The 19,561-nt window shown below is 63.9% G+C and carries 18 protein-coding genes; 7 read left to right on the top strand and 11 right to left on the bottom strand.

Features of this window, described 5'->3' with window-relative positions; genetic code table 11:
- Positions 1-376: 376 nt before the first annotated feature.
- Both RAD10_RS27210 and RAD10_RS27215 read left to right on the top strand, forming a co-directional pair.
- Entirely contained in the window at positions 377-1,930 is a 1,554-nt protein-coding gene (locus tag RAD10_RS27210; RefSeq protein WP_461619912.1) for a DEAD/DEAH box helicase, read from the top strand.
- A 165-nt stretch (positions 1,931-2,095) separates the two neighbouring features.
- On the top strand, positions 2,096-3,163 hold the full coding sequence (locus RAD10_RS27215) for a GGDEF domain-containing protein (RefSeq protein ID WP_461619913.1): 1,068 nt from the start codon (positions 2,096-2,098) through the stop codon (positions 3,161-3,163).
- Positions 3,164-3,229: 66 nt separating this feature from the next.
- Here RAD10_RS27215 and RAD10_RS27220 read toward each other — a convergent pair whose 3' ends face one another.
- The 8 genes from RAD10_RS27220 to RAD10_RS27255 form a co-directional block, all read right to left on the bottom strand.
- Positions 3,230-3,676 (bottom strand): TfoX/Sxy family protein, encoded by a 447-nt coding sequence (locus RAD10_RS27220; protein ID WP_461619914.1) that lies wholly within the window; start codon positions 3,674-3,676, stop codon positions 3,230-3,232.
- 188 nt (positions 3,677-3,864) lie between these two features.
- Positions 3,865-4,263 carry a HesB/IscA family protein gene (locus RAD10_RS27225; protein ID WP_018323036.1) on the bottom strand — a complete coding sequence of 133 codons (399 nt, stop codon included), beginning with the start codon at positions 4,261-4,263 and terminating at the stop codon, positions 3,865-3,867.
- Between the two features lie 49 nt (positions 4,264-4,312).
- Entirely contained in the window at positions 4,313-4,684 is a 372-nt protein-coding gene (locus tag RAD10_RS27230; RefSeq protein ID WP_063683732.1) for an SUF system Fe-S cluster assembly protein, read from the bottom strand.
- Positions 4,681-5,928, bottom strand: a complete 1,248-nt coding sequence (locus RAD10_RS27235; protein ID WP_461619915.1) for a cysteine desulfurase — start codon at positions 5,926-5,928, stop codon at positions 4,681-4,683. The genes RAD10_RS27230 and RAD10_RS27235 overlap by 4 nt, the downstream gene beginning before the upstream one ends.
- Positions 5,925-7,229 (bottom strand): Fe-S cluster assembly protein SufD, encoded by a 1,305-nt coding sequence (sufD, locus tag RAD10_RS27240; RefSeq protein WP_461619916.1) that lies wholly within the window; start codon positions 7,227-7,229, stop codon positions 5,925-5,927. Before sufD ends, RAD10_RS27235 begins: the two co-directional genes overlap by 4 nt.
- A gap of 11 nt (positions 7,230-7,240) precedes the next feature.
- Complete coding sequence (sufC, locus tag RAD10_RS27245; RefSeq protein WP_461619917.1) at positions 7,241-7,993, bottom strand: Fe-S cluster assembly ATPase SufC; 753 nt, start codon at positions 7,991-7,993, stop codon at positions 7,241-7,243.
- A gap of 61 nt (positions 7,994-8,054) precedes the next feature.
- Positions 8,055-9,551 carry a Fe-S cluster assembly protein SufB gene (gene sufB / locus RAD10_RS27250; protein WP_461619918.1) on the bottom strand — a complete coding sequence of 499 codons (1,497 nt, stop codon included), beginning with the start codon at positions 9,549-9,551 and terminating at the stop codon, positions 8,055-8,057.
- A gap of 125 nt (positions 9,552-9,676) precedes the next feature.
- Positions 9,677-10,816, bottom strand: a complete 1,140-nt coding sequence (locus RAD10_RS27255) for a cysteine desulfurase family protein (RefSeq protein ID WP_461619919.1) — start codon at positions 10,814-10,816, stop codon at positions 9,677-9,679.
- Between the two features lie 349 nt (positions 10,817-11,165).
- On the opposite strand from RAD10_RS27255, the gene RAD10_RS27260 reads away from it, so the two are divergent.
- Positions 11,166-11,813 (top strand): alpha/beta hydrolase, encoded by a 648-nt coding sequence (locus tag RAD10_RS27260; RefSeq protein ID WP_014495555.1) that lies wholly within the window; start codon positions 11,166-11,168, stop codon positions 11,811-11,813.
- 10 nt (positions 11,814-11,823) lie between these two features.
- Here the strand turns inward: RAD10_RS27260 and RAD10_RS27265 are convergent, their stop codons facing one another.
- The 3 genes from RAD10_RS27265 to RAD10_RS27275 form a co-directional block, all read right to left on the bottom strand.
- Positions 11,824-12,147 carry a DMT family transporter gene (locus RAD10_RS27265; protein WP_091956854.1) on the bottom strand — a complete coding sequence of 108 codons (324 nt, stop codon included), beginning with the start codon at positions 12,145-12,147 and terminating at the stop codon, positions 11,824-11,826.
- Positions 12,148-12,156: 9 nt separating this feature from the next.
- Positions 12,157-12,852, bottom strand: a complete 696-nt coding sequence (locus RAD10_RS27270) for a glutathione S-transferase family protein (protein WP_461619920.1) — start codon at positions 12,850-12,852, stop codon at positions 12,157-12,159.
- Between the two features lie 94 nt (positions 12,853-12,946).
- On the bottom strand, positions 12,947-14,050 hold the full coding sequence (locus tag RAD10_RS27275) for an anhydro-N-acetylmuramic acid kinase (RefSeq protein WP_461619921.1): 1,104 nt from the start codon (positions 14,048-14,050) through the stop codon (positions 12,947-12,949).
- Positions 14,051-14,215: 165 nt separating this feature from the next.
- Between RAD10_RS27275 and tyrS the strand changes: the two genes are divergently transcribed.
- The 4 genes from tyrS to RAD10_RS27295 all read left to right on the top strand — a co-directional run bounded on the left by tyrS (position 14,216) and on the right by RAD10_RS27295 (position 19,489).
- Positions 14,216-15,469, top strand: a complete 1,254-nt coding sequence (gene tyrS, locus RAD10_RS27280; RefSeq protein WP_461619922.1) for a tyrosine--tRNA ligase — start codon at positions 14,216-14,218, stop codon at positions 15,467-15,469.
- Positions 15,470-15,526: 57 nt separating this feature from the next.
- Positions 15,527-16,774, top strand: a complete 1,248-nt coding sequence (locus RAD10_RS27285; protein ID WP_095424240.1) for an MFS transporter — start codon at positions 15,527-15,529, stop codon at positions 16,772-16,774.
- Between the two features lie 220 nt (positions 16,775-16,994).
- Positions 16,995-17,432 carry a DoxX family protein gene (locus tag RAD10_RS27290; protein ID WP_461619923.1) on the top strand — a complete coding sequence of 146 codons (438 nt, stop codon included), beginning with the start codon at positions 16,995-16,997 and terminating at the stop codon, positions 17,430-17,432.
- A 362-nt stretch (positions 17,433-17,794) separates the two neighbouring features.
- Positions 17,795-19,489, top strand: coding sequence for a methyl-accepting chemotaxis protein (locus RAD10_RS27295; RefSeq protein ID WP_461619924.1), 1,695 nt, complete (start codon positions 17,795-17,797; stop codon positions 19,487-19,489).
- Positions 19,490-19,561: the final 72 nt, after the last annotated feature.

Genomic DNA, 19,561 nt, shown 5'->3' on the forward strand with positions numbered 1-19,561 from the left:
CCCAGCCAGCATCTTGAATCATATTCGCCCTAGCTCCGGAATCCCTTCCGATTCAATAAATAAGTGAACCGCTCTAGCGGCTGTTTTGGCGGCTCCGGCCGGAGCGCGGGGCTGGGCGGAAAAACCCCAGTCGCACCCGCTATTTGGTAAAAACCTCAGGTTTTTTAGGACCTTCCCGCGCCCGCTCCATTGACTTTGGCCGATTCCCGCCTATGTTCCGGGGCGACGCGGCTCAGATCGAAGACCGATTCCTGAGCCTGGCGCTTTGTTCGCGTGAGTCAGCACCCCCAGCTTCTTTGAGAGCGCGCCGTTTCGGGGTGGAACGCGACAGCCTTATTACCCTCGATTCCGAACGGCGGTTTCGACCAGAGGCTCAATGTCCTTTTCAGATCTCGGACTGTCCGAAAAAGTCCTCGCCGCAGTGGCGGCCACCGGTTACACCACCCCCACCCCCATTCAGGAACAGGCGATCCCCCACGTCCTCGCACGCAAGGACGTGCTCGGCATCGCCCAGACCGGCACCGGCAAGACCGCGGCCTTCGTGCTGCCGATGCTCACCATCCTCGAGAAGGGCCGGGCCCGGGCGCGCATGCCGCGCACGCTGATCCTTGAGCCGACCCGCGAGCTCGCGGCCCAGGTCAAGGAGAACTTCGACCGCTACGGCGCCGGCCAGAAACTCAATGTCGCGCTTCTGATCGGCGGCGTTTCCTTCGGCGACCAGGATGCCAAGCTGACGCGCGGCGTCGACGTGCTGATCGCCACCCCCGGCCGCCTGCTCGACCATACCGAGCGTGGCGGTCTGCTCCTCACCGGGGTCGAGCTGCTCGTTATCGACGAAGCCGATCGCATGCTGGACATGGGCTTCATCCCCGACATCGAACGCGTCTGCAAGCTCGTCCCGTTCACGCGACAGACCCTGTTCTTCACCGCGACCATGCCGCCGGAAATCCGGCGCATCACCGAAGCCTTCCTGCACAATCCGCAGAAGGTCGAAGTGTCCAAGCCTGCCACCACTGCCGTGACCGTCACGCAATCCCAGGTGCCAGCCGGGCGCGAGGCGCACGAGAAGCGCGAGCTGCTTCGCCGCCTGCTGCGCGAAGCCAAGGATCTCAAGAACGCGATCATCTTCTGCAATCGCAAGCGCGAAGTCGCCATCGTTCACAAATCGCTCCAGAAGCATGGTTTCAGCGTCGGCGCACTGCACGGTGACATGGACCAGCCGGCCCGCATGGCGGCGCTCGAACAGTTCCGCAAGGGCGAGCTACCGCTTCTCGTCGCCTCGGACGTCGCCGCCCGCGGCCTCGACATTCCCGAGGTCAGCCACGTCTTCAATTTCGACGTCCCCCACCATCCCGATGACTACGTCCATCGCGTCGGCCGCACCGGCCGCGCCGGTCGCACCGGCACCGCGATCTCGATCGTGACGCCGCTCGACCAGAAGTCGATGGTGGCCATCGAGAAGCTGATCGGCCAGAGCATTCCGCGCGCCGAAGGCGACTTTGAAATCCACGCCGAAGCCTCCGATGGGACCGAGCGTCCGCGCGAGTCGCGTGGCCGCGAACGTTCACGCGGCGGACGCGGCAAGCCGCAGCGCGGCCGTGATCGTGAGCGCAGCCACGAGCCGCGCGAGCCCCGTGGCGAGGCAAGACATGCTTCCGAGCCAAGACAATCTTCTGAAGCAAGACATTCTTCCGAAGCAAAGAGTTCTTCGGAGGCAAGACAGCCCGCTGAAGCCAGGCATCGTTCCGACGACAAGCGCAGGGCCGAGCCGCGTCACGACGCGCGCCAGCAGGCCAATAGTTCGCACGTGCCGTCGATCGGCCGCCCCGAGCCCCGCCGCCAGCGCGAGGCCGATAGCGAGCCGGGCGATCATTCGCATCTGCCGGCGTTTCTGCTCCGGCCGGTTCGCTCCTCCCCCGCCGGAGCCTGAGGCGCGAAGCGCCCCAGGTTTCGGTTGAGCAAAGCCGCCGCACAATTTTTTAGATGCATTCGTGAACGTATATTTACGGGGTGTTCACGATCGTCCGTTAGCCTACGAACATAATTTAAGCATTGCTGCGGTCGACGGCGCATCGACCGCTGTGGGGTATGTTCCGTGGTCAAGGTTCTCGATGAACACGAACGCACGATGGCGTTCGCCGAGGTAGCACTCGGGCAGATCCGATCGCTGCGGCAGACGGCAATTCCCCGCAACTATGAGATTTGGTACGTCTACGCCACCGGCTACAACGCGCCGCTCAACAAGATCGTCAATGAGACGCTGGCGCGCAGCGGCAAGCTGACTGAAGCCGATCTCGAGCAGATCTACGAGACCTATCTCTCCCACATCAAGACCACTGACCGCATCGACAAGGTCGGCGCGCGCGTCATCGGCGAGATCGACGACGTGATGAAGGTCTTGAGCGATGCACTCGGCATGACCGGCTCCTACGATGTCAGCCTGTCGGGAGCCACCGAGAAACTGGCGTCGGCCAAGAACCGCGAGCAGATCAAGTCGATCGTCGAGACGTTGCTGCGTTCGACCAGCGAGATGCGCGAATCCAACAAGACGCTGGAAGACCGGCTGACGCTGTCGAAGAACGAGATCAGCAATCTCCAGCAGAGCCTGGAGGCGATCCGCGCCGAGAGCCTGACCGATCCGCTCACGGGCCTCGGCAACCGCAAATATTTCGACCGCATGATCGACATGGCGGTGCAGAGCGCCCTCGCCTCGGGCGAGCCGCTGTCGCTGCTGCTGTTCGACATCGATCATTTCAAGTCGTTCAACGATTCCTACGGCCATCTCACCGGCGACCAGGTGCTGCGGCTCGTCGGCCTGTCGCTGAAGCAGACCATCAAAGGCCAGGACATCACCGCGCGCTATGGCGGCGAGGAATTCGCGGTCGTGCTGCCCAACACCGCGCTGCGTCAGGCCCTCACGGTGGCCGACCATATCCGCCGCGCAGTGATGGCGAAGGAATTGAAGAAGAAGTCCACCGGCGAGATCCTCGGCCGCGTCACCATCTCCGTCGGCGTCTCCATGCTCAAGCAGGGCGACGACACCGACGCGCTGATCGAGCGTGCGGATGCCTGCCTCTACGCCGCCAAGCGTAACGGCCGCAACCGCGTGATCTGCGAAGCCGATCCGGAATACGCGGTCGAAACCCACAGCCGGGTGGCGTAGATTTTCAAAGAGCTGCCGTAGGGTGGGCAAAGGCGCGTAAGCGCCGTGCCCACGATCTCGGCATGATTATTTCGAACCGTGGGCACGCCTCGCTTTGCCCACCCTACGCACCGCCTTCTTGGCAACCTTCTTTGCCACACGCTTCTTCGGCACGGCCTTCTTCACCACCGCCTTCTTCGCCTTCGGCCGATTCTTCACCTTGGCACGCTGGGCGGCAGCGAGGGCAGCCCTCGCCCATTGCGCGAGCTCCGCGGAATCGTCGAACAGGCGTGCCGGCAGCTCCCAATAGGAGTTGACCACCACGGTCTTGGCGCGGGTCGAGTACTGAAACGGTTTTGAGCCTTCGGCTTCAAAGTCCGGGATCGTCACCTCGTCGGCACGCAAGAACAGGCCGGCACGCAGTGACAGCGCGAAGTTGATGCCGTCGGCGGAGATGCCGTAGCCTGAAAACATCTTGCGGATGGTGACGGGGCCGAAATCGGCGAACAGGTCGGTCAGAAATTCGCGGTCCATGGGCACCCTCGTGCCCCGGACGCAGCGCAGCGTGACGTAAGCGCGTTTACGCGCGTCTTCGACTCGCTTTGGCGCTGCTGAGCCGGGGCCCAGTCTTTTGCGCTGGTGACTATAGCGTGGGTCCCGGCTCTGCGCAGCAGCGCAAGGGCGCTGCGGCGCGTCCGGGACACGAGAGTATTGGGAAGGCGTTACCCGTCGATCTTGGCCGGCCGCAGCTCGACCGACTCGCCGCAGCCGCAGGCGGAAATCTGGTTGGGGTTGTTGAAGACGAACTGGGCCTGCATCTTGTCGGCCTTGTAGTCCATCTCGGTGCCGAGCAGGAACAGCACGGCCTTGGGATCGACCAGGATCTTGACGCCCTTGTCTTCCACGACCTCGTCGGTCGGGCGGACATCATGGGCGTATTCGACCGTGTAGGACTGGCCGGCGCAGCCGCCGTTCTTCACGCCGACGCGCAAGCCGACGATCTCGGAATCGGCGCGCTGGGTCAGCTCGGTGATGCGCTGGGCAGCAGCGTCCGTCAGCCGCATCACCTGCGGGCGCGGCCGCCGCGGCTTCGGAGTGGATGCTGGTGTCGCCTGGGTCATCTTATCTATCTGGTCCGTTGCGGAGCAAATTCAATGCTGAGGTTACGCGTCACCACATGTTGAGCACGAGGCGCGCCTCGTCGCTCATGCGTTCCGGCGACCACGGCGGCTCCCAGACGACCTTGACGTCGACCACGCCGACGCCGGGGACGCTGGCAACCGCGTTCTCGACCATGGTCGGCAGCTCGCCGGCGGCCGGGCAGTTCGGCGTCGTCAGCGTCATCTGGACGTCGACGGAGCGGTCGTCCTTGATTTCGACCTTGTAGATCAGGCCGAGCTCGTAGATGTCGGCCGGGATTTCCGGGTCGAACACGGTCTTCAGCCCGGCGATGATCTCCGTGGTCAGCCGCTCGGTCTCCTCCGGCGGCAACGCCGAATGGGTCTCCATCGGATTGGCTTTGATTTCGGCCGTGTCACTCATGCGAACAAATCCCGCGCCTTCAAAAGCGCCTGTGCCAGATGATCGACTTCTTCCCGCGTATTATACATGCCGAACGACGCCCGGCAGGTGGCCGTCACGTTGAACCGCTCTAAAAGCGGCATGACGCAATGGGTGCCGGCGCGCACCGCGATGCCCTGGCGGTCGATCACGGTGGCGACATCGTGGGCGTGCGCGCCCTTCAGCTCGAACGAGATCACCGGGCCCTTGCCGCGCGCCGTGCCGATCAGCCGCAGCGAATTGATCTCGCGGAGCCGATCCTGGGCATAGGTGGTGAGATCGTGCTCGTGCGCGGCGATGCGCTCCTTGCCGATCGAATTGACGTAGTCGATGGCAGCGCCAAGGCCGACGGCCTCCACGATCGCGGGCGTGCCCGCCTCGAATTTGTGCGGGGGATCGCCATAGGTGACGACATCGCGCGAGACCTCGCGGATCATCTCGCCGCCGCCATTGAAGGGACGCATCGCGACGAGGTGATCGTACTTGGCCCAGAGGATACCGATGCCGGTCGGCCCATAAACCTTGTGGCCGGTGAAGACGTAGAAATCGCAGCCGATGTCCTGGACGTCGACGGGCAGATGCACCGCGCCCTGGCTGCCGTCGACCAGCACGGGAATGCCGCGCGCGTGGGCGATCTTCACGACCTCCTTGACGGGCACGATGGTGCCGAGCGCGTTCGACATCTGCGTGATCGCGACCAGCTTGGTCTTGGCCGTCAGCAGCTTCTCGAATTCGTCGATGAGGAAATTGCCCTCGTCGTCCACCGGGGCCCATTTGATCACGGCACCCTGGCGTTCCCTCAGGAAATGCCAGGGCACGATGTTGGAATGGTGCTCCATGATCGAGAGGACGATCTCGTCGCCATCCTTGATGTTGGGCCCGCCCCAGGACGAGGCGACTAGATTGATCGCCTCCGTCGCGTTGCGGGTGAAGATCACTTCTTCCGTACGGGGCGCGTTGATGAACTGCGCCACCTTGGTGCGGCCGCCCTCATAGGCTTCGGTCGCCGCGTTAGCGAGGTAATGCAGGCCACGATGCACGTTGGCGTATTCGCTCGAATAGGCCCGCGTCATGCGGTCGAGCACGGCGCTCGGCTTCTGCGCCGAGGCGGCGTTATCGAGATAGACCAGCTTCTTGCCGTAGACCTGCATGGCGAGCGCCGGAAAGTCCTGGCGCACGCGCGCGACGTCGTAGGCGCCGTTCTTGACCGCGGGATGCGTGCTCATGACCGCCGCTCCAGCCAGCGCTCGGCGATGCCGATCACATGCTCGCGCAAACCGTCATCGGCGATCTGCTCGATCGCCTCGCCCACGAAAGCCTGGATCAGCAGCGACTGGGCCTGCTTCTCCGGCAGGCCGCGCGCCTTCAGGTAGAACAGGAGGCTGTCGTCGAGCGCGCCGGCGGTGGCGCCGTGACCGCAGGAGACGTCGTCGGCAAAGATCTCGAGTTCGGGCTTGTTGTCGGCCTCGGCTTCATCCGAGAGCAGCAGCGCGCGGGTCATCATCTTGCCATCGGTCTTCTGCGCGTCGGGGCGGACGATGATGCGGCCCTGGAACACCGAATGAGCGCGGTCGTCGATCACGGCGCGGAAGATCTCGCGGCTGACGCAGTTCGGCACGGCATGGTCGACCACCAGCGTGGTGTCGCCGTGCTCGGTCTTCTGCAACAGGTTGACGCCGTTGGCGGAGAGCTCGCTGCCCTCGCCCGCCAGCGTGATGAAACTTTGCAAGCGGCTGACCGCGGCACCGGTCGTCATGTTGAAGAACTTGAGCTTCACGTTGGCGCCGACGGTGACGAAGTGCGAGGTCACGTTCACGGCGTCAGGTGCATCGTCCATCAAACGGATGTGCGCGACGTCGGAATCGTCACCGACCGAGACGAGCAGGGCGTCGTTGATCTGGTAGGCCTTGGCACCCGCCGCGACAAAGGTCTCGACGATGGTGGCACGCGCGCCCTTGCCGATCGCGATCTGCGAACGGGTGAAGGCCGACGCGGAACCCGCGGCCGCAATGTGGATGATCTGGATCGGAGCGGATAGCTGCGCGCCGTCGGCAATCGACAGCACCACGCCATCGGTCGCCATTGCGGCGTTCAGCGCGATCACGGCATCGGTGGACGCGGTCTTCAGGAGACCGGCATCCTTCTCCAGCGTCTCCCGCAACGTCTTGAAGCCGGCCTCGGAGGCAAGCGCCTTGACGTCGGAGAGATCGGCTGCGAACACGCCATCGACCAGCACCAGTTTGCGGGCGCCGTCGATCGCATGCGTCTTCACCGCGTCCGCGGCGCGCTTCAGCGCGGCTGCATCGGGGCTGGCTGCCAGCGGCAGCACCTCGCCGACCAGCGCGCGCAGGTCGGTGTATTTCCATTCCTCGATCCGGCGGTGCGGAAGGCCGAGACGCTCATAGGTCTCGAACGCCTCGCGGCGCACCGCGGTGACCGCGGTCGAACCCGGCAGCCGGCCCTCGGCGCTGGTGAAGAGATCGCTCACCGCGCGGCCCTTTCCGGTCTTTGCCACAGCAACGTTCATCGCAAAATTCCTTACGCGGCGTCCTCGAACTGGGCGTAGCCGGACGCTTCCAGCTCCAGGGCCAGTTCCTTGCCGCCGCTCTTCACGACACGGCCCTTCGACATCACATGCACCACGTCGGGCACGATGTAGTTCAGCAGCCGCTGATAATGGGTGATGACGACCATCGCGCGCTTGGGCGAACGCAGCGCGTTGACGCCGTCGGCCGCAATGCGCAGCGCGTCGATGTCGAGGCCGGAATCCATCTCGTCGAGGATGCACAGGCTCGGCTCGAACAGCGCCATCTGCAGCACCTCGTTGCGCTTCTTCTCACCGCCGGAGAAACCGACATTGACGCCGCGCTTGAGCATGTCCTGCGGGATGTTCAGCGAATTCGAGACCTCGCGAACCTTCTTCAGGAAGTCCGGCGTCGAATATTCGCTCTCGCCGCGGGCCTTGCGCTGCGCGTTCAGCGCGGTGCGCAGGAAATTCATGGTGGCGACGCCTGGAATCTCGACCGGATACTGGAACGCCAGGAACACGCCCTTGGCGGCGCGCTCGTCCGGCGACATCTCGAGCAGATCCTCACCCTTGAAAAGGATCTGGCCGTCGGTGACCTCGTAGCCGGGCTTGCCGGCGATGACGTGGGAGAGCGTCGATTTGCCGGAGCCGTTCGGCCCCATGATCGCGTGGACCTCGCCCTCGTTCACGGTCAGCGTCAGCCCGTGGAGGATCTCACGCTCCTCGACACGAACCTTGAGGTCTTTCACTTCAAGCAAAGCCATTTTGGTGTCCAGTCTATTCAAATGATGCATGGAGCGCTTAAGCGCACCGCGAGGGTCGATATTAACCGACCGACCCTTCAAGCGAGATCGAGATCAGCTTCTGCGCTTCCACCGCGAATTCCATCGGCAGCTGCTGAAGCACGTCCTTGACGAAGCCGTTGACGACGAGGCCGACCGCCTCCTCCTGCGAGAGACCGCGCTGGATGCAGTAGAACAGCACGTCCTCGGAGATCTTTGAGGTCGTCGCTTCGTGCTCGAACGTCGCCGAGGAGTTCTTGGCCTCGATGTACGGCACGGTGTGCGCGCCGCACTTATCGCCGATCAGCAGCGAGTCGCAGGCGGTGAAGTTGCGCGCGCCGGTCGCTTTCCGGTGCGCGGTGACAAGGCCACGATAGGTGTTCTGCGACTTGCCGGCCGCGATGCCCTTGGAGATGATGCGGCTCGATGTGTTCTTGCCGAGATGAATCATCTTGGTGCCCGAATCGACCTGCTGGAAGCCGTTCGAGATCGCGATCGAGTAGAACTCGCCGCTCGAATTGTCACCGCGGAGAATGCAGCTCGGATATTTCCAGGTGATCGCCGAACCCGTTTCGACCTGGGTCCAGGAGATCTTCGAACGGTTGCCGCGGCAGTCGCCACGCTTGGTGACGAAATTGTAGATGCCGCCCTTGCCTTCCGAATTGCCCGGATACCAGTTCTGCACCGTCGAATATTTGATCTCGGCGTCATCATGCGCGACGAGTTCGACCACGGCGGCATGCAGCTGGTTCTCGTCGCGCTGCGGCGCGGTGCAGCCTTCGAGATAGGAAACGTAGGAGCCCTTGTCGGCGATGATCAGCGTGCGCTCGAACTGGCCGGTGTTGCGCTCGTTGATGCGGAAATAGGTCGACAGCTCCATCGGGCAGCGCACGCCCGGCGGCACGTAGACGAACGAGCCGTCGGAGAACACCGCCGAGTTCAGTGTCGCGTAGAAATTGTCCGAGGTCGGAACCACGGAGCCCAGATATTTCTGCACCAATTCAGGGTGCTCGCGAATCGCTTCCGAGATCGGCATGAAGATCACGCCGGCCTTCTTCAGCTCCGCCTTGAACGTGGTCGCAACCGAGACCGAGTCGAAGACAGCATCGACCGCGATCTTGCGGCGCGCGGGATCTTCCTCGCCCGGCTTGGGTTCCACACCTTCGAGCATGGCGACTTCCCGCAAGGGGATGCCGAGCTTCTCGTAGGTCTTCAGGATCTCCGGATCGATCTCGTCCAGGGAGGTGACCGTCTTCTTCGGCTTTGGCGCCGCGTAGTAGTAGAGATCCTGGAAGTCGATCTTGGGATAATCGACGCGTGCCCAGGTCGGCTCGGTCATGGTCAGCCAGCGCCGATAGGCCTCGAGCCGCCACTGGAGCATCCAGTCGGGTTCGTTCTTCTTCTGCGAGATGAATTTTACGATCTCTTCCGACAGACCCTTGGGGGCCTTCTCGGTGTCGATCAGGGTCTCAAACCCATAACGATACTGGTCGACGTCGATGCGCTTCACGCGCTCGACCGTCTCTTGTACGGCTGGCATTCCATCCTCCGCTCGCGGTTTCAAGGACCGCGGTGGATCAAACTCGAACGATTATTACGGTGTCTATTACGATGTTTTTTGGCGGAAAGCACGCGCTTAGAACCGTTCAAGCCGTGTTTCATCGCTTAGCTCTTAAGTAGGGTATTACCGAGCTTTCGCCAAGCCTCTAACGCCCTATTGATGTCTTCGAGTTCCGTGGACCAGCCCAGACTGAGGCGCACCGCTCCCTGGGCCACGGCGGGATCGTACCCCATGGCCGACAGCACATGGGACGGCTGGACCTTGCCCGACGAACAGGCCGAACCCGAGGAGACTGCGATGCCTTCGAGGTCGAAGCCGATCACGGCGGTCTCAGCCTTGAGGCCGGGCGCCGTGAAAAGGACGGTATTGGGCAACCGCGTCACCTCATCCGAGAAGATCGTTGCGCCGGCGATTCCTCGGATGCCATTTTCCAAGCGATTTCTTAGGGTTGCCATCTGCTGCGCATCTTCCGAAAGAGTCTGAAGCGCGGCCTTCACCGCGGCGCCAAAGCCGGCGATTCCCGCAACATTCTCGGTTCCCGCGCGCCGGTTCAGCTCCTGGCCGCCTCCCCGCAGCAACGGCTCCAAGCCCGCCAGTCCCTCCGCCACGACCAGTGCGCCGACGCCCTTGGGGCCGCCGACCTTATGTGCAGAAAAAGTCGCAAGATCCACGCCCATATCTTTGATTTGGAATGGGATTTTGCCAAGCGCCTGGATTGCATCGACGTGCAGGAGGCCGCCGGCCTCATGGACGATCCGGGCGACCTCCGCGACCGGCTGGAGCGCACCGGTTTCGTTGTTCGCGACCATGACGGAAACCAGTGCCGGAGGGCCGTCACCGAGCAGGCTCCTGAGATGGTCGAGTTCAACGACACCGGAACGCATCACCGGGATCAGACCGATCTTGTCCGCCGCGAAGCGGCCACCGGTCAGCACCGAAGCGTGCTCGACGGCCGAGACCAGCAGCCGCTCGACCGGGCCGCCGGATGACCGCCGCAGGCCAGGCGACAGCGCCAGCGCGTTGGCTTCCGTGCCAGCGGAGGTGAAGACGACGTTTCGCGGCAGCGCCCCTACCGCTCCTGCGAGCGTGGCACGGGCCTCCTCGACCAGCCGTCGCGCCTCCCGTCCCTCGGCATGGACCGATGACGGATTGCCGACCAGGTCCCAGGCGGCGAGCATTGCGCGTCGCGCTTCCGCGCGCAGCGGCGTGGTCGCATTCCAGTCGAGATAAACGCGGTTCCGCATGTAGTATTATATTACCTTACTTGGAAATCTGGCCTGTGGGACCTACCCAGCCCGACATGGCGCCCCGGCACGCACTTGGCAACGGGCGATTCCATATCCACGGCAGCCGATGACGCGACCATGACACGCTAACATCTTGAGCCCATTGAGTGATGTTCAAGATGCTTGCTTTTTGACCCTCTGCCTATGTTAGAACCCGCACCGTCAAGTCACCGCGCGCCTTCAGCGCATCACCGCAAGGCGCGCCTTCTCACCCTTCATTCGCGCTTCCGTCGGCACCTGCCGATGAGGCCACAATCGGTTGATTGCCGAGAATCGTCTCTCCAGCAGATCAATCAAGAGATCATCGATGCCTGAAGTTATTTTCACTGGCCCTGCCGGCCGTCTCGAAGGCCGCTATCACCCGGCCAAGCAGAAGAACGCGCCGATCGCGATGATCCTGCATCCGCATCCGCAGTTTCACGGCACGATGAATCATCAGATCGTGTACCAGTGCTACTATGCCTTCGCGCATCGCGGCTTCTCGGTGCTGCGCTTCAATTTCCGCGGCGTCGGCCGCAGTCAGGGCTCGTTCGACCACGGCACCGGCGAATTGTCGGACGCCGCCGCTGCGCTCGACTGGGCGCAGACCATCAATCCCGAAGCACGCGCCTGCTGGGTCGCCGGATTCTCCTTCGGCGCCTGGATCGGCATGCAGCTCCTGATGCGCCGCCCCGAGGTCGAGGGCTTCATCTCGATTGCGCCGCCGGCCAATCTCTACGACTTCTCGTTCCTTGCGCCCTGTCCGTCCTCCGGGTTGATCGTGCATGGCGAGAAGGACGCGGTGGTGCCGCCGAAGGACGTCAACACGCTGGTCGAGAAGCTGAAGACGCAGAAGGGCATCGTGATCGACCAGCAGGTCATCCCCGGCGCCAACCATTTCTTCGACGCCAAGCTCGAACCGCTGATGGAAACCATCACGGCGTATCTCGATATGCGGCTCGCGAACGTTCGCTGAGACGCCCAGCTCAAGCCAGCTTGAGCGCGGCGATCCCCATCAAGACGAGCGCGATGCCCGCAAGCTTCATCGCGCTCAAGGTCTCGCCGAAGAGCACCACACCCATCACGAAGGTGCCGGCCGCGCCAATGCCGGTCCACACCGAATAGGCGACGCCGACCTCGAGCACCTTCAAGGCTCGCCCCAGCAGGAAGACGAACGCCGCGAGCAGCACCAGCGAAGCGACACTCCATCCCACCCGCGTGTAGCCTTCCGCGTACTTCATCGTAATCGCCCAGCCAACATCGAGCGCGCCGGCGATTACCAGCATCAGCCAGGCCATGGATTGTGACATCGGCTCGCCTCAGGCGGCGAGCTTGAGCAGATGCGCGTCGTGCCGCACCAGGAAAGCCCGCAGCAATTGCGGATAGTCCGCGCCGACCGCGGTGCGTACGCTCGGACGCTTCGCCAGCTCGGCACGCCACGCCCGCACCTTCGGCAGATCGCTGAAGATGCCGAGCTCGGTCAGTTCGTCGAACAGATCGAAGTAGCGGAAGACGGGAGCGAACACCGCATCGACCAGGCTGAACATATCGCCTGCGAAATACGGGCCCGCGCCAAGCGCTGCCTCGACACGCGCGAACTTTGCGACGAGCGCTTGCCGCTTGCTCTCGAACGTCGCCGGATCCGTCGTCGTCTCCAGTCCCCAGAGATCGCCGAGGATCGCCGAGCCGAATTCCATCCAGGCGCGGTGCTCGGCACGCTTCAGCGCATCCGCCGGATGCAGTTTCGCGCCGCCTTGCGTCTCCTCGATGTACTCGCAGATCACGTTGCTCTCGAACAGCGCGACCTCGCCACTATCGGTCGTGACCACCAGCACCGGCACCTTGCCGAGCGGCGAGAGCTTCATGAACCAATCCGGCTTGCTCGCCAGATCAATGTCGATCCGCTCGAACGGCACGCCCTTCTCCTTGAGTGCGATCACGGCGCGCTGCACGTAGGGACAAAGCTTGTGGCTGATCAGTTTGAGCGAAGCGGACGTTCCAAGTGCGGTCGTCATGGCAATGATCCCGGCGATTGATGCAACTGCATCCAATATAAATGCATCTGCATCCACTCGTCAAGTTCAATGCACCTGCATTAATCACGTGGCCTCACGGCCGCGCAATCACCCCGCCCGTCATCGGCATCGGCACGCCCGTGGTGGCCGGATAGGACAGCGGCAGGCCCTTCAGGCCGCGGGCGGCCAGAAAGCCGAAGGCCTGGGCTTCGATGGCGTCGGAGGCCCAGCCGAGCGTCTCGGCGGCCTCGACGGTCGCCGAGCCCACCCGCTCGCGCAGCATGCGCAGCATGGTGAGGTTACGGGCGCCGCCGCCGCAGACGATCCAGCTGCGCGGCCGACGCGGCAAGAGCGGAATCACCCGGGCGATCGCTGTCGCAGTGAAGGCGGTCAGGGTCGCAGCGCCGTCGGCCGGCGCCACGTCGCCCAGCCTCAAGGCGGCGAAATCGTTGCGGTCGAGCGATTTCGGCGGAGGCAGCGCAAAGAACGGCAGCTCCAGCGCGCGAGCGATCCAGGCCTCATCGGCCTTCCCGAGGCTTGCGAACTTTCCTTCCGCATCGAACGCCTGGTTCATGGTGCGGTACATGAAATCGTCCAGCAGCGCGTTGCCGGGGCCGGTGTCGCAGGCGATCAGCGTGTCGTTGCCGTCGATATAGGTGATGTTGGAGACGCCGCCGATATTGACCACGACGATCGGCCCCTCGCGATCCAGCGAGTTGGCCAGCGCGCGGTGGTAGACGGGTACGAAGGGCGCGCCCTGCCCGCCAGCCTCGACGTCGGCGGCGCGGAAGTCGTGCATTACGGGGATATGGATCGCCTTCGCCAGCGCCAGCGCGTCACCGATCTGCACCGTCAGCCGCCGCTCGGGGCGATGCAGCACGGTCTGGCCGTGGAAGCCGACGATGTCGATGTCCTCGGGCTTCATGCGGTTCTGAGCGAAGAAGCCGGCAACCGCCTCGGCATGGGCCCGTGTCACCGCGCGCTCGGCCTCGGCCAGGATGCCTGGCCGGGCGTCACGTTGCGCCAGGTGCACAGCCTCGGAGAGGGCCTGGCGCAGCAGATTGCGCTCCGCGGGGCTATAGGCCCGGTAGCCGGACGGCCCGAATGCCTTCACCTGTTTTCCATCGGTTTCGATCAGCGCGACATCTACCCCGTCCAGCGAGGTGCCGCTCATCAAACCGAGTGCCGTCAACATCATGGATCAGCGTCCTCAAGAGACCCCCTCCGGCATGCCGATCTTGTGCCAGAGGGACACATCTTATAATGCCACAGCGCCAAGCGGCGGGCAGCAATCGGGTTCCCACGGAAGACCCTTAAATTGCGCCCAAAACAGTAAACCAAGAATTGTCAGGCATGCCGACAGATGACTGCATTTAAATCGGATTTTCTCAATATCCTGCAGGAACGTGGTTTCATCCACCAATGCTCCGATTTCGAGGGGCTGGACGCGCTCGCCGCCAAGGGCGAGGCGACCGCCTATGTCGGCTACGATTGCACCGCCCGCTCGCTGCATATCGGCAACTACCTCACCATGATGATGCTGCACTGGCTGCAGGAGTCCGGCAACAAGCCGATCACGCTGATGGGCGGCGGCACCACCATGGTGGGCGATCCCTCCGGCAAGGACGAGACGCGCGCCATGCGCACCGTCGCCGAGATCGAGGCCAACAAGGAATCGATCCGCGGTGTGTTCGCCAAGGTGCTGCGCTATGGCGAGGGCAAGAGCGACGCCGTCATGCTCGACAATGCGGAGTGGCTGACCAAGCTGAACTGGATCGAGATGCTGCGCGACGTCGGCCGGCACTTCTCGGTCAACCGCATGCTGACGATGGACTCCGTGCGGCTGCGCCTCGAGCGCGAGCAGGAGATGAGCTTCATCGAGTTCAACTACATGGTCTGCCAGGCCTACGACTTCGTCGAGCTCGCCAAGCGCACCGGCTGCAAATTGCAGATGGGCGGCTCGGACCAGTGGGGCAACATCATCATGGGCGTCGATCTCGGCCGCCGCATGGGCACCCATCAGCTGTTCGCGCTGACGACGCCGCTGCTGACTACGGCATCGGGCGCCAAGATGGGCAAGACCGCGCAAGGCGCGGTCTGGCTCAACGCCGACGCGTTCTCGCCCTACGATTTCTGGCAGTACTGGCGCAACACCGAGGATGCCGACGTCGGCAAATTCCTGAAGCTGTTCACGACGCTGCCGATGGCTGAGATCAAGAAGCTCGAAGCGCTCGGCGGCTCGGAGATCAACGAGGCCAAGAAGGTGCTCGCGACCGAAGCGACCGCGCTGCTGCATGGCCGCGACGCCGCGAACGAGGCGGCGGAGACCGCGCGCCGCACCTTCGAGGAAGGCGCGCTGGCCGAAACCCTGCCGACGGTGGAAATTCCGCGGGGTGAGATCGACGCCGGCCTCGGCGTGCTCAACGCCTTCGTCAAGGCGGGCCTCGTTGCATCCAACGGCGAAGCCCGGCGCCAGATCAAGGGCGGCGGCCTTCGCGTCAACGACGAGCCGGTCACTGACGAAAAAATGGCACTGTCGGCAAACAATCTGACGCCCGAAGGCCTGATCAAGCTGTCCTTCGGCAAGAAGAAGCACGTCCTCATTAAGCCTGCATAGGCGTATGAGCTTTTCGCTGCTTGTCAGGGCGCACGGATGCGCGCTCCCTGACGAGCAATGGATCAGAACACGCCCAGGGAGAACGTCGCGAGCGATCAGCGGGACGCTGTTCGCACCGCGCTCGTCGTGCTCGCTCTGTGCTTCACGCTGGCCGTGCTCGGCCGCGGGCTCGGCGACAGCTTTACGGTGTTCCTGAAACCGATTTCGGAAAGTTTTGGCTGGGACCGCGCGCAGATCGTTTCGGTCTATTCACTGACCTGGCTCGCGAGCGGTCTCACCGCGCCCTTCGTCGGACGCCTGTTCGACCATTCCGGACCACGCATCGTCTACGCGCTCGGGCTGCTGCTGCTGGGCGCTGCATTCCTGGTCGCGGCCCACGCGCAACATCTCTGGCAGTTCCAGCTCTCGATCGGCCTCTGCGTCGGCATCGGCGTTGCCTTCATCGGCATCGTGCCGAACTCGATCCTGCTCGGCCGCTGGTTCGGGCCCCGCCTGCCGACCGCAATGTCGGTGGTGTATTCCGCGATGGGCGGCGGCGTGCTGGCACTGCTGCCGGCTTCGCAGCTCCTGATCGATCACATCGGCTGGCGCGACACCTACCAACTGTTCGGCTTTACGGCACTCGGCCTGTTGCTCCCGCTGATGCTGCTGCCGTGGCGGCTGTTCGCCGCGGGCTCGCCGCATGTCGTGAAAAGGACCGACCCTGACTTCGTCGACAATGGCTGGACCCTGCTCCGTGCCATGCGCCATCACGCCTTCTGGGCGCTGTTCTGGACCTTCTTCTTCACTGCCGTCGGCATGTACTCGATTGCCGCGCAGATCGTGGCCTATCTGATCGACGCCGGCTTTCCGCCGCTGCAGGCTGCGACCGCCTGGGGTTTCTCCGGCGTCGTGCTTGTGTTCGGCATGTTGGGCGTGTCCGCGCTCGACGGCCTGATCGGGCGCCGGCCGTCGGTGCTGCTGAGCTACGCGATCTCGATCCTCGGCATCGTCCTGCTGTGGCTGTTGCAGTATTCTCCGAACATCCTGCTGCTCACCGGTTTCGTCGTCTGCTTCGGCAGCATGATGGGCTCGCGCGGCCCGCTGATCAGCGCCACGGCGATGAGGATTTTCCAGGGCAAGCGGGTCGGCACCATCTACGGCACCATCTCGATCGGCAGTGGCCTCGGCTCGGCGTTCGGCTCCTGGAGCGGCGGCCTGATCCATGACGCGACCCATGGTTATAACGCGCTGCTTGCCTTCGCACTTGCGAGCGTGGTGCTCGGGATGATTCCATTCCTGATTGTGCCCGCCTTGCGGCGTTAGGTGTCCTGGAGGTAACTTGCGCGCATCCGCGTCACCGGGAAATTACGGATGGGCGCGACGCGGAATACGCGCGAAAGGTGCGGTCGTACGCGGCTGAAATCCTGGCCTGCGGTGTTTTGTCCGACATGACGAAAATGTCAGGACGAATCGAGTGTGCACGGCTTGCAGGGCGAAACCGAATGCGGTCCAAGTCGCAACATTGGATGGAGGGCACAAACCAATGAACTTTCCGTATCTCACTCGCTTTCAACCGGTTCTCTTGAGCCTGTTTCGCTTCGTCACCGGATTGCTGCTGTTCCAGTACGGCATCGCAAAGATCTTCAAGTTTCCGGTGCTCCCCTACTTCGCCAACATCCCGCCGCTGATCTGGACGGCAGGCGCGCTCGAACTCGTGCTCGGCGCGCTTCTGATGCTCGGCCTGTTCACCCGCCTCACCGCTTTCATTCTCTCGGGCGAAATGGCCTTCGCTTACTTCATGGGCCACATGCTCAAAGGCGAAACGCCGGTGTTCCTGCCGCTGCTCAATGGCGGCACCGCAGCAATCCTGTTCTGCTTCGCCTGCCTCTACCTCGCGGCCGCCGGCGGCGGTTCGGTCAGCGTAGATGCGCTGATGGGCAAGGAGAGCGACGCGGCGGGCGACGCCTACGCGCGGCGCTGAGGCGCTCGTAAATTGACCTGAAACCAAGACGGCACCGGCGGATCTGCCGGTGCCGATTCAGCGCGCCCCTAGCACGTTCCAGATCAGGACGAGGGCAGCCACGAGCAGCACGGCCATGACGATGCGGTGAACGAATCGGTTCATTGCCGCTCCGGCCCGGCTCGGTCACCACCAAACTCCGACATCATCTGTCTCAGCGACCTGACGCGCCACGCGCTGGCGAAGCGCGATTCCGCCTGCATGCTTGCGCATCCGGCTGCGGACGCTGCGCGCGCGGCAGCACGTCGCATGCGTCCATTCATGATTGGTAAGAACTTCATGCTACCGACGCGAGCAATAACAACCATTTCTTCGAGGCTGCGATGAAGCTGATGAGTCATCTCAAGATCCGGACCAAGCTCGCCAGCATGGTCTGTCTTTCAGCTCTCACAGTCACGGCCATCATCGGCGTATCGTCCGCCCTCAGCAAGAGCCGCATGATGGAGGATCGGGTCCAGCAGATGCGGACTGCGGTAGAGCTGCTCTACAACTACGCCCAATCGCTTCAGGAAGAGGTTACCGCCGGCAAGCTGACGCCGGCCGAGGCCAGGGCCCAGTTCCACCAGCGCGGCCGCCGCATGAGCTTCAACGGCGGCCAGGGCTATCCGGTGGTCTACAATTCCGACACGTCCTTGCTCGTGAACGGCGCCAACCAGCAGCTGGAAGGCAAGATCACCGGCGCCAAAGACTCCAACGGCGTCCTGATCGCCGACGCCATTCTGAAGGCGGCCGACCAGACCGCGCAGGGCGGCGTGACCTCCTATCTCTATCCCCGCCCCGGCCAGACCGAGCCGGTCCGCAAGACCGTGTTCACGCGAAAATTCGCACCCTGGAACGTGACGATCAGCTACGGCCTCTATGTCGACGACATCGACGCCGACGTGCGCGCGCTGACGCTGGAGCTCGGTGCGATCGGCGTCGGCCTGATGCTGCTGATGGCGACGCTGTCCTGGCTGATCGCCCGCGACGTGCTCGGCGCGCTCGATCGCCAGAAGAACCGCATGCAGGAGATATCGGAAGGCGCCATCGACAAGCCGGTCGAGGAGACCGACCGCGGCGACGAGATCGGCCGCATGGCCGAGACACTCGAAGTGCTCAGGCAGACCGCGCTGACGGCGCGGAACCTAGAAGCCGAGCAGGTCGCCACCAAGACCCGCAGCGAGCAGGAGAAGCGCGACGCCCTGATCGCCCTCGCCGATCGCTTCGATGCCTCCGTCGGTCAGCTCGTCGGCCTGATGGCCTCCGGCTCCGGCGAGCTCGAAACCACCGCCAAGTCGATGTCATCCACGGCTGAGGGCACCAACCGCCGCGCCGCCGTGGTCGGCACGGCCGCCACCGAAGCCAGCCAGCGCGTTCAGACCGTCGCGGCTGCCGCCGAAGAGCTCTCCTCCTCCATCACCGAGATCAGCCGCCAGGTCGCCCAGTCCGCCGAGGTGACGGGCCGCGCGGTCGACAGCGCGCGTCGCACCGACACCATCGTGCGTGCGCTCTCGGACGGTGCTCAGCAGATCGAGCATGTCGCCGAGCTGATCTCCAGCATCGCCGCGCAGACCAATCTCCTCGCGCTCAACGCCACCATCGAGGCCGCGCGCGCCGGTGAAGCCGGCCGCGGCTTTGCCGTCGTCGCTTCCGAGGTGAAGTCGCTGGCAAGCCAGACCGCCGAAGCCACCCGCGAGATCGGCGACAAGATCGCGCAGATCCAGGGCGCGACCAAGGAGGCCGTGGACGCCATCGGCGGCATCACCGCCACCATCGAGGAGGTCAGCCGCATCGCCACCTCGATCGGTGCCGCCATCGAGGAGCAAGGCGCGGCCACCGCCGAGATCGCCCGCAGCGTCTCGCAGACCGCGGAGGCGACCCAGGAAGTCACCACCAATATCGGCGGCGTCTCCACCGCCGCAAACGAGACCGGCAATGCCGCCGGCATGGTGCTCGCCGCCGCCTCGAACCTCTCCAAGCAGGCCGAGCAGCTCTCCGGCGAAGTCGGGACATTCCTCGCAGGCGTGCGCGCGGCTTAGGCGGCCGACAACACTCCAAGCGATCTCGGTCATGCCCGGGCTTGTCCCGCCTGCGCGGCCGAAGCCGCTTCG

Source organism: Bradyrhizobium sp. 23AC (assembly GCF_054863025.1).

What these genes read in the sequence shown, in the direction of transcription:
- RAD10_RS27210 (WP_461619912.1), top strand. Translation starts at nt 377, where the DNA reads ATGTCCTTTTCAGATCTCGGACTGTCCGAAAAAGTCCTCGCCGCAGTG.
- RAD10_RS27220 (WP_461619914.1), bottom strand. Translation starts at nt 3,676, where the DNA reads ATGGACCGCGAATTTCTGACCGACCTGTTCGCCGATTTCGGCCCCGTC.
- RAD10_RS27225 (WP_018323036.1), bottom strand. Translation starts at nt 4,263, where the DNA reads ATGACCCAGGCGACACCAGCATCCACTCCGAAGCCGCGGCGGCCGCGC.
- RAD10_RS27230 (WP_063683732.1), bottom strand. Translation starts at nt 4,684, where the DNA reads ATGAGTGACACGGCCGAAATCAAAGCCAATCCGATGGAGACCCATTCG.
- RAD10_RS27235 (WP_461619915.1), bottom strand. Translation starts at nt 5,928, where the DNA reads ATGAGCACGCATCCCGCGGTCAAGAACGGCGCCTACGACGTCGCGCGC.
- sufD (WP_461619916.1), bottom strand. Translation starts at nt 7,229, where the DNA reads ATGAACGTTGCTGTGGCAAAGACCGGAAAGGGCCGCGCGGTGAGCGAT.
- sufC (WP_461619917.1), bottom strand. Translation starts at nt 7,993, where the DNA reads ATGGCTTTGCTTGAAGTGAAAGACCTCAAGGTTCGTGTCGAGGAGCGT.
- sufB (WP_461619918.1), bottom strand. Translation starts at nt 9,551, where the DNA reads ATGCCAGCCGTACAAGAGACGGTCGAGCGCGTGAAGCGCATCGACGTC.
- RAD10_RS27255 (WP_461619919.1), bottom strand. Translation starts at nt 10,816, where the DNA reads ATGCGGAACCGCGTTTATCTCGACTGGAATGCGACCACGCCGCTGCGC.
- RAD10_RS27260 (WP_014495555.1), top strand. Translation starts at nt 11,166, where the DNA reads ATGCCTGAAGTTATTTTCACTGGCCCTGCCGGCCGTCTCGAAGGCCGC.
- RAD10_RS27265 (WP_091956854.1), bottom strand. Translation starts at nt 12,147, where the DNA reads ATGTCACAATCCATGGCCTGGCTGATGCTGGTAATCGCCGGCGCGCTC.
- RAD10_RS27270 (WP_461619920.1), bottom strand. Translation starts at nt 12,852, where the DNA reads ATGACGACCGCACTTGGAACGTCCGCTTCGCTCAAACTGATCAGCCAC.
- RAD10_RS27275 (WP_461619921.1), bottom strand. Translation starts at nt 14,050, where the DNA reads ATGATGTTGACGGCACTCGGTTTGATGAGCGGCACCTCGCTGGACGGG.
- tyrS (WP_461619922.1), top strand. Translation starts at nt 14,216, where the DNA reads ATGACTGCATTTAAATCGGATTTTCTCAATATCCTGCAGGAACGTGGT.
- RAD10_RS27285 (WP_095424240.1), top strand. Translation starts at nt 15,527, where the DNA reads ATGGATCAGAACACGCCCAGGGAGAACGTCGCGAGCGATCAGCGGGAC.
- RAD10_RS27290 (WP_461619923.1), top strand. Translation starts at nt 16,995, where the DNA reads ATGAACTTTCCGTATCTCACTCGCTTTCAACCGGTTCTCTTGAGCCTG.
- RAD10_RS27295 (WP_461619924.1), top strand. Translation starts at nt 17,795, where the DNA reads ATGAAGCTGATGAGTCATCTCAAGATCCGGACCAAGCTCGCCAGCATG.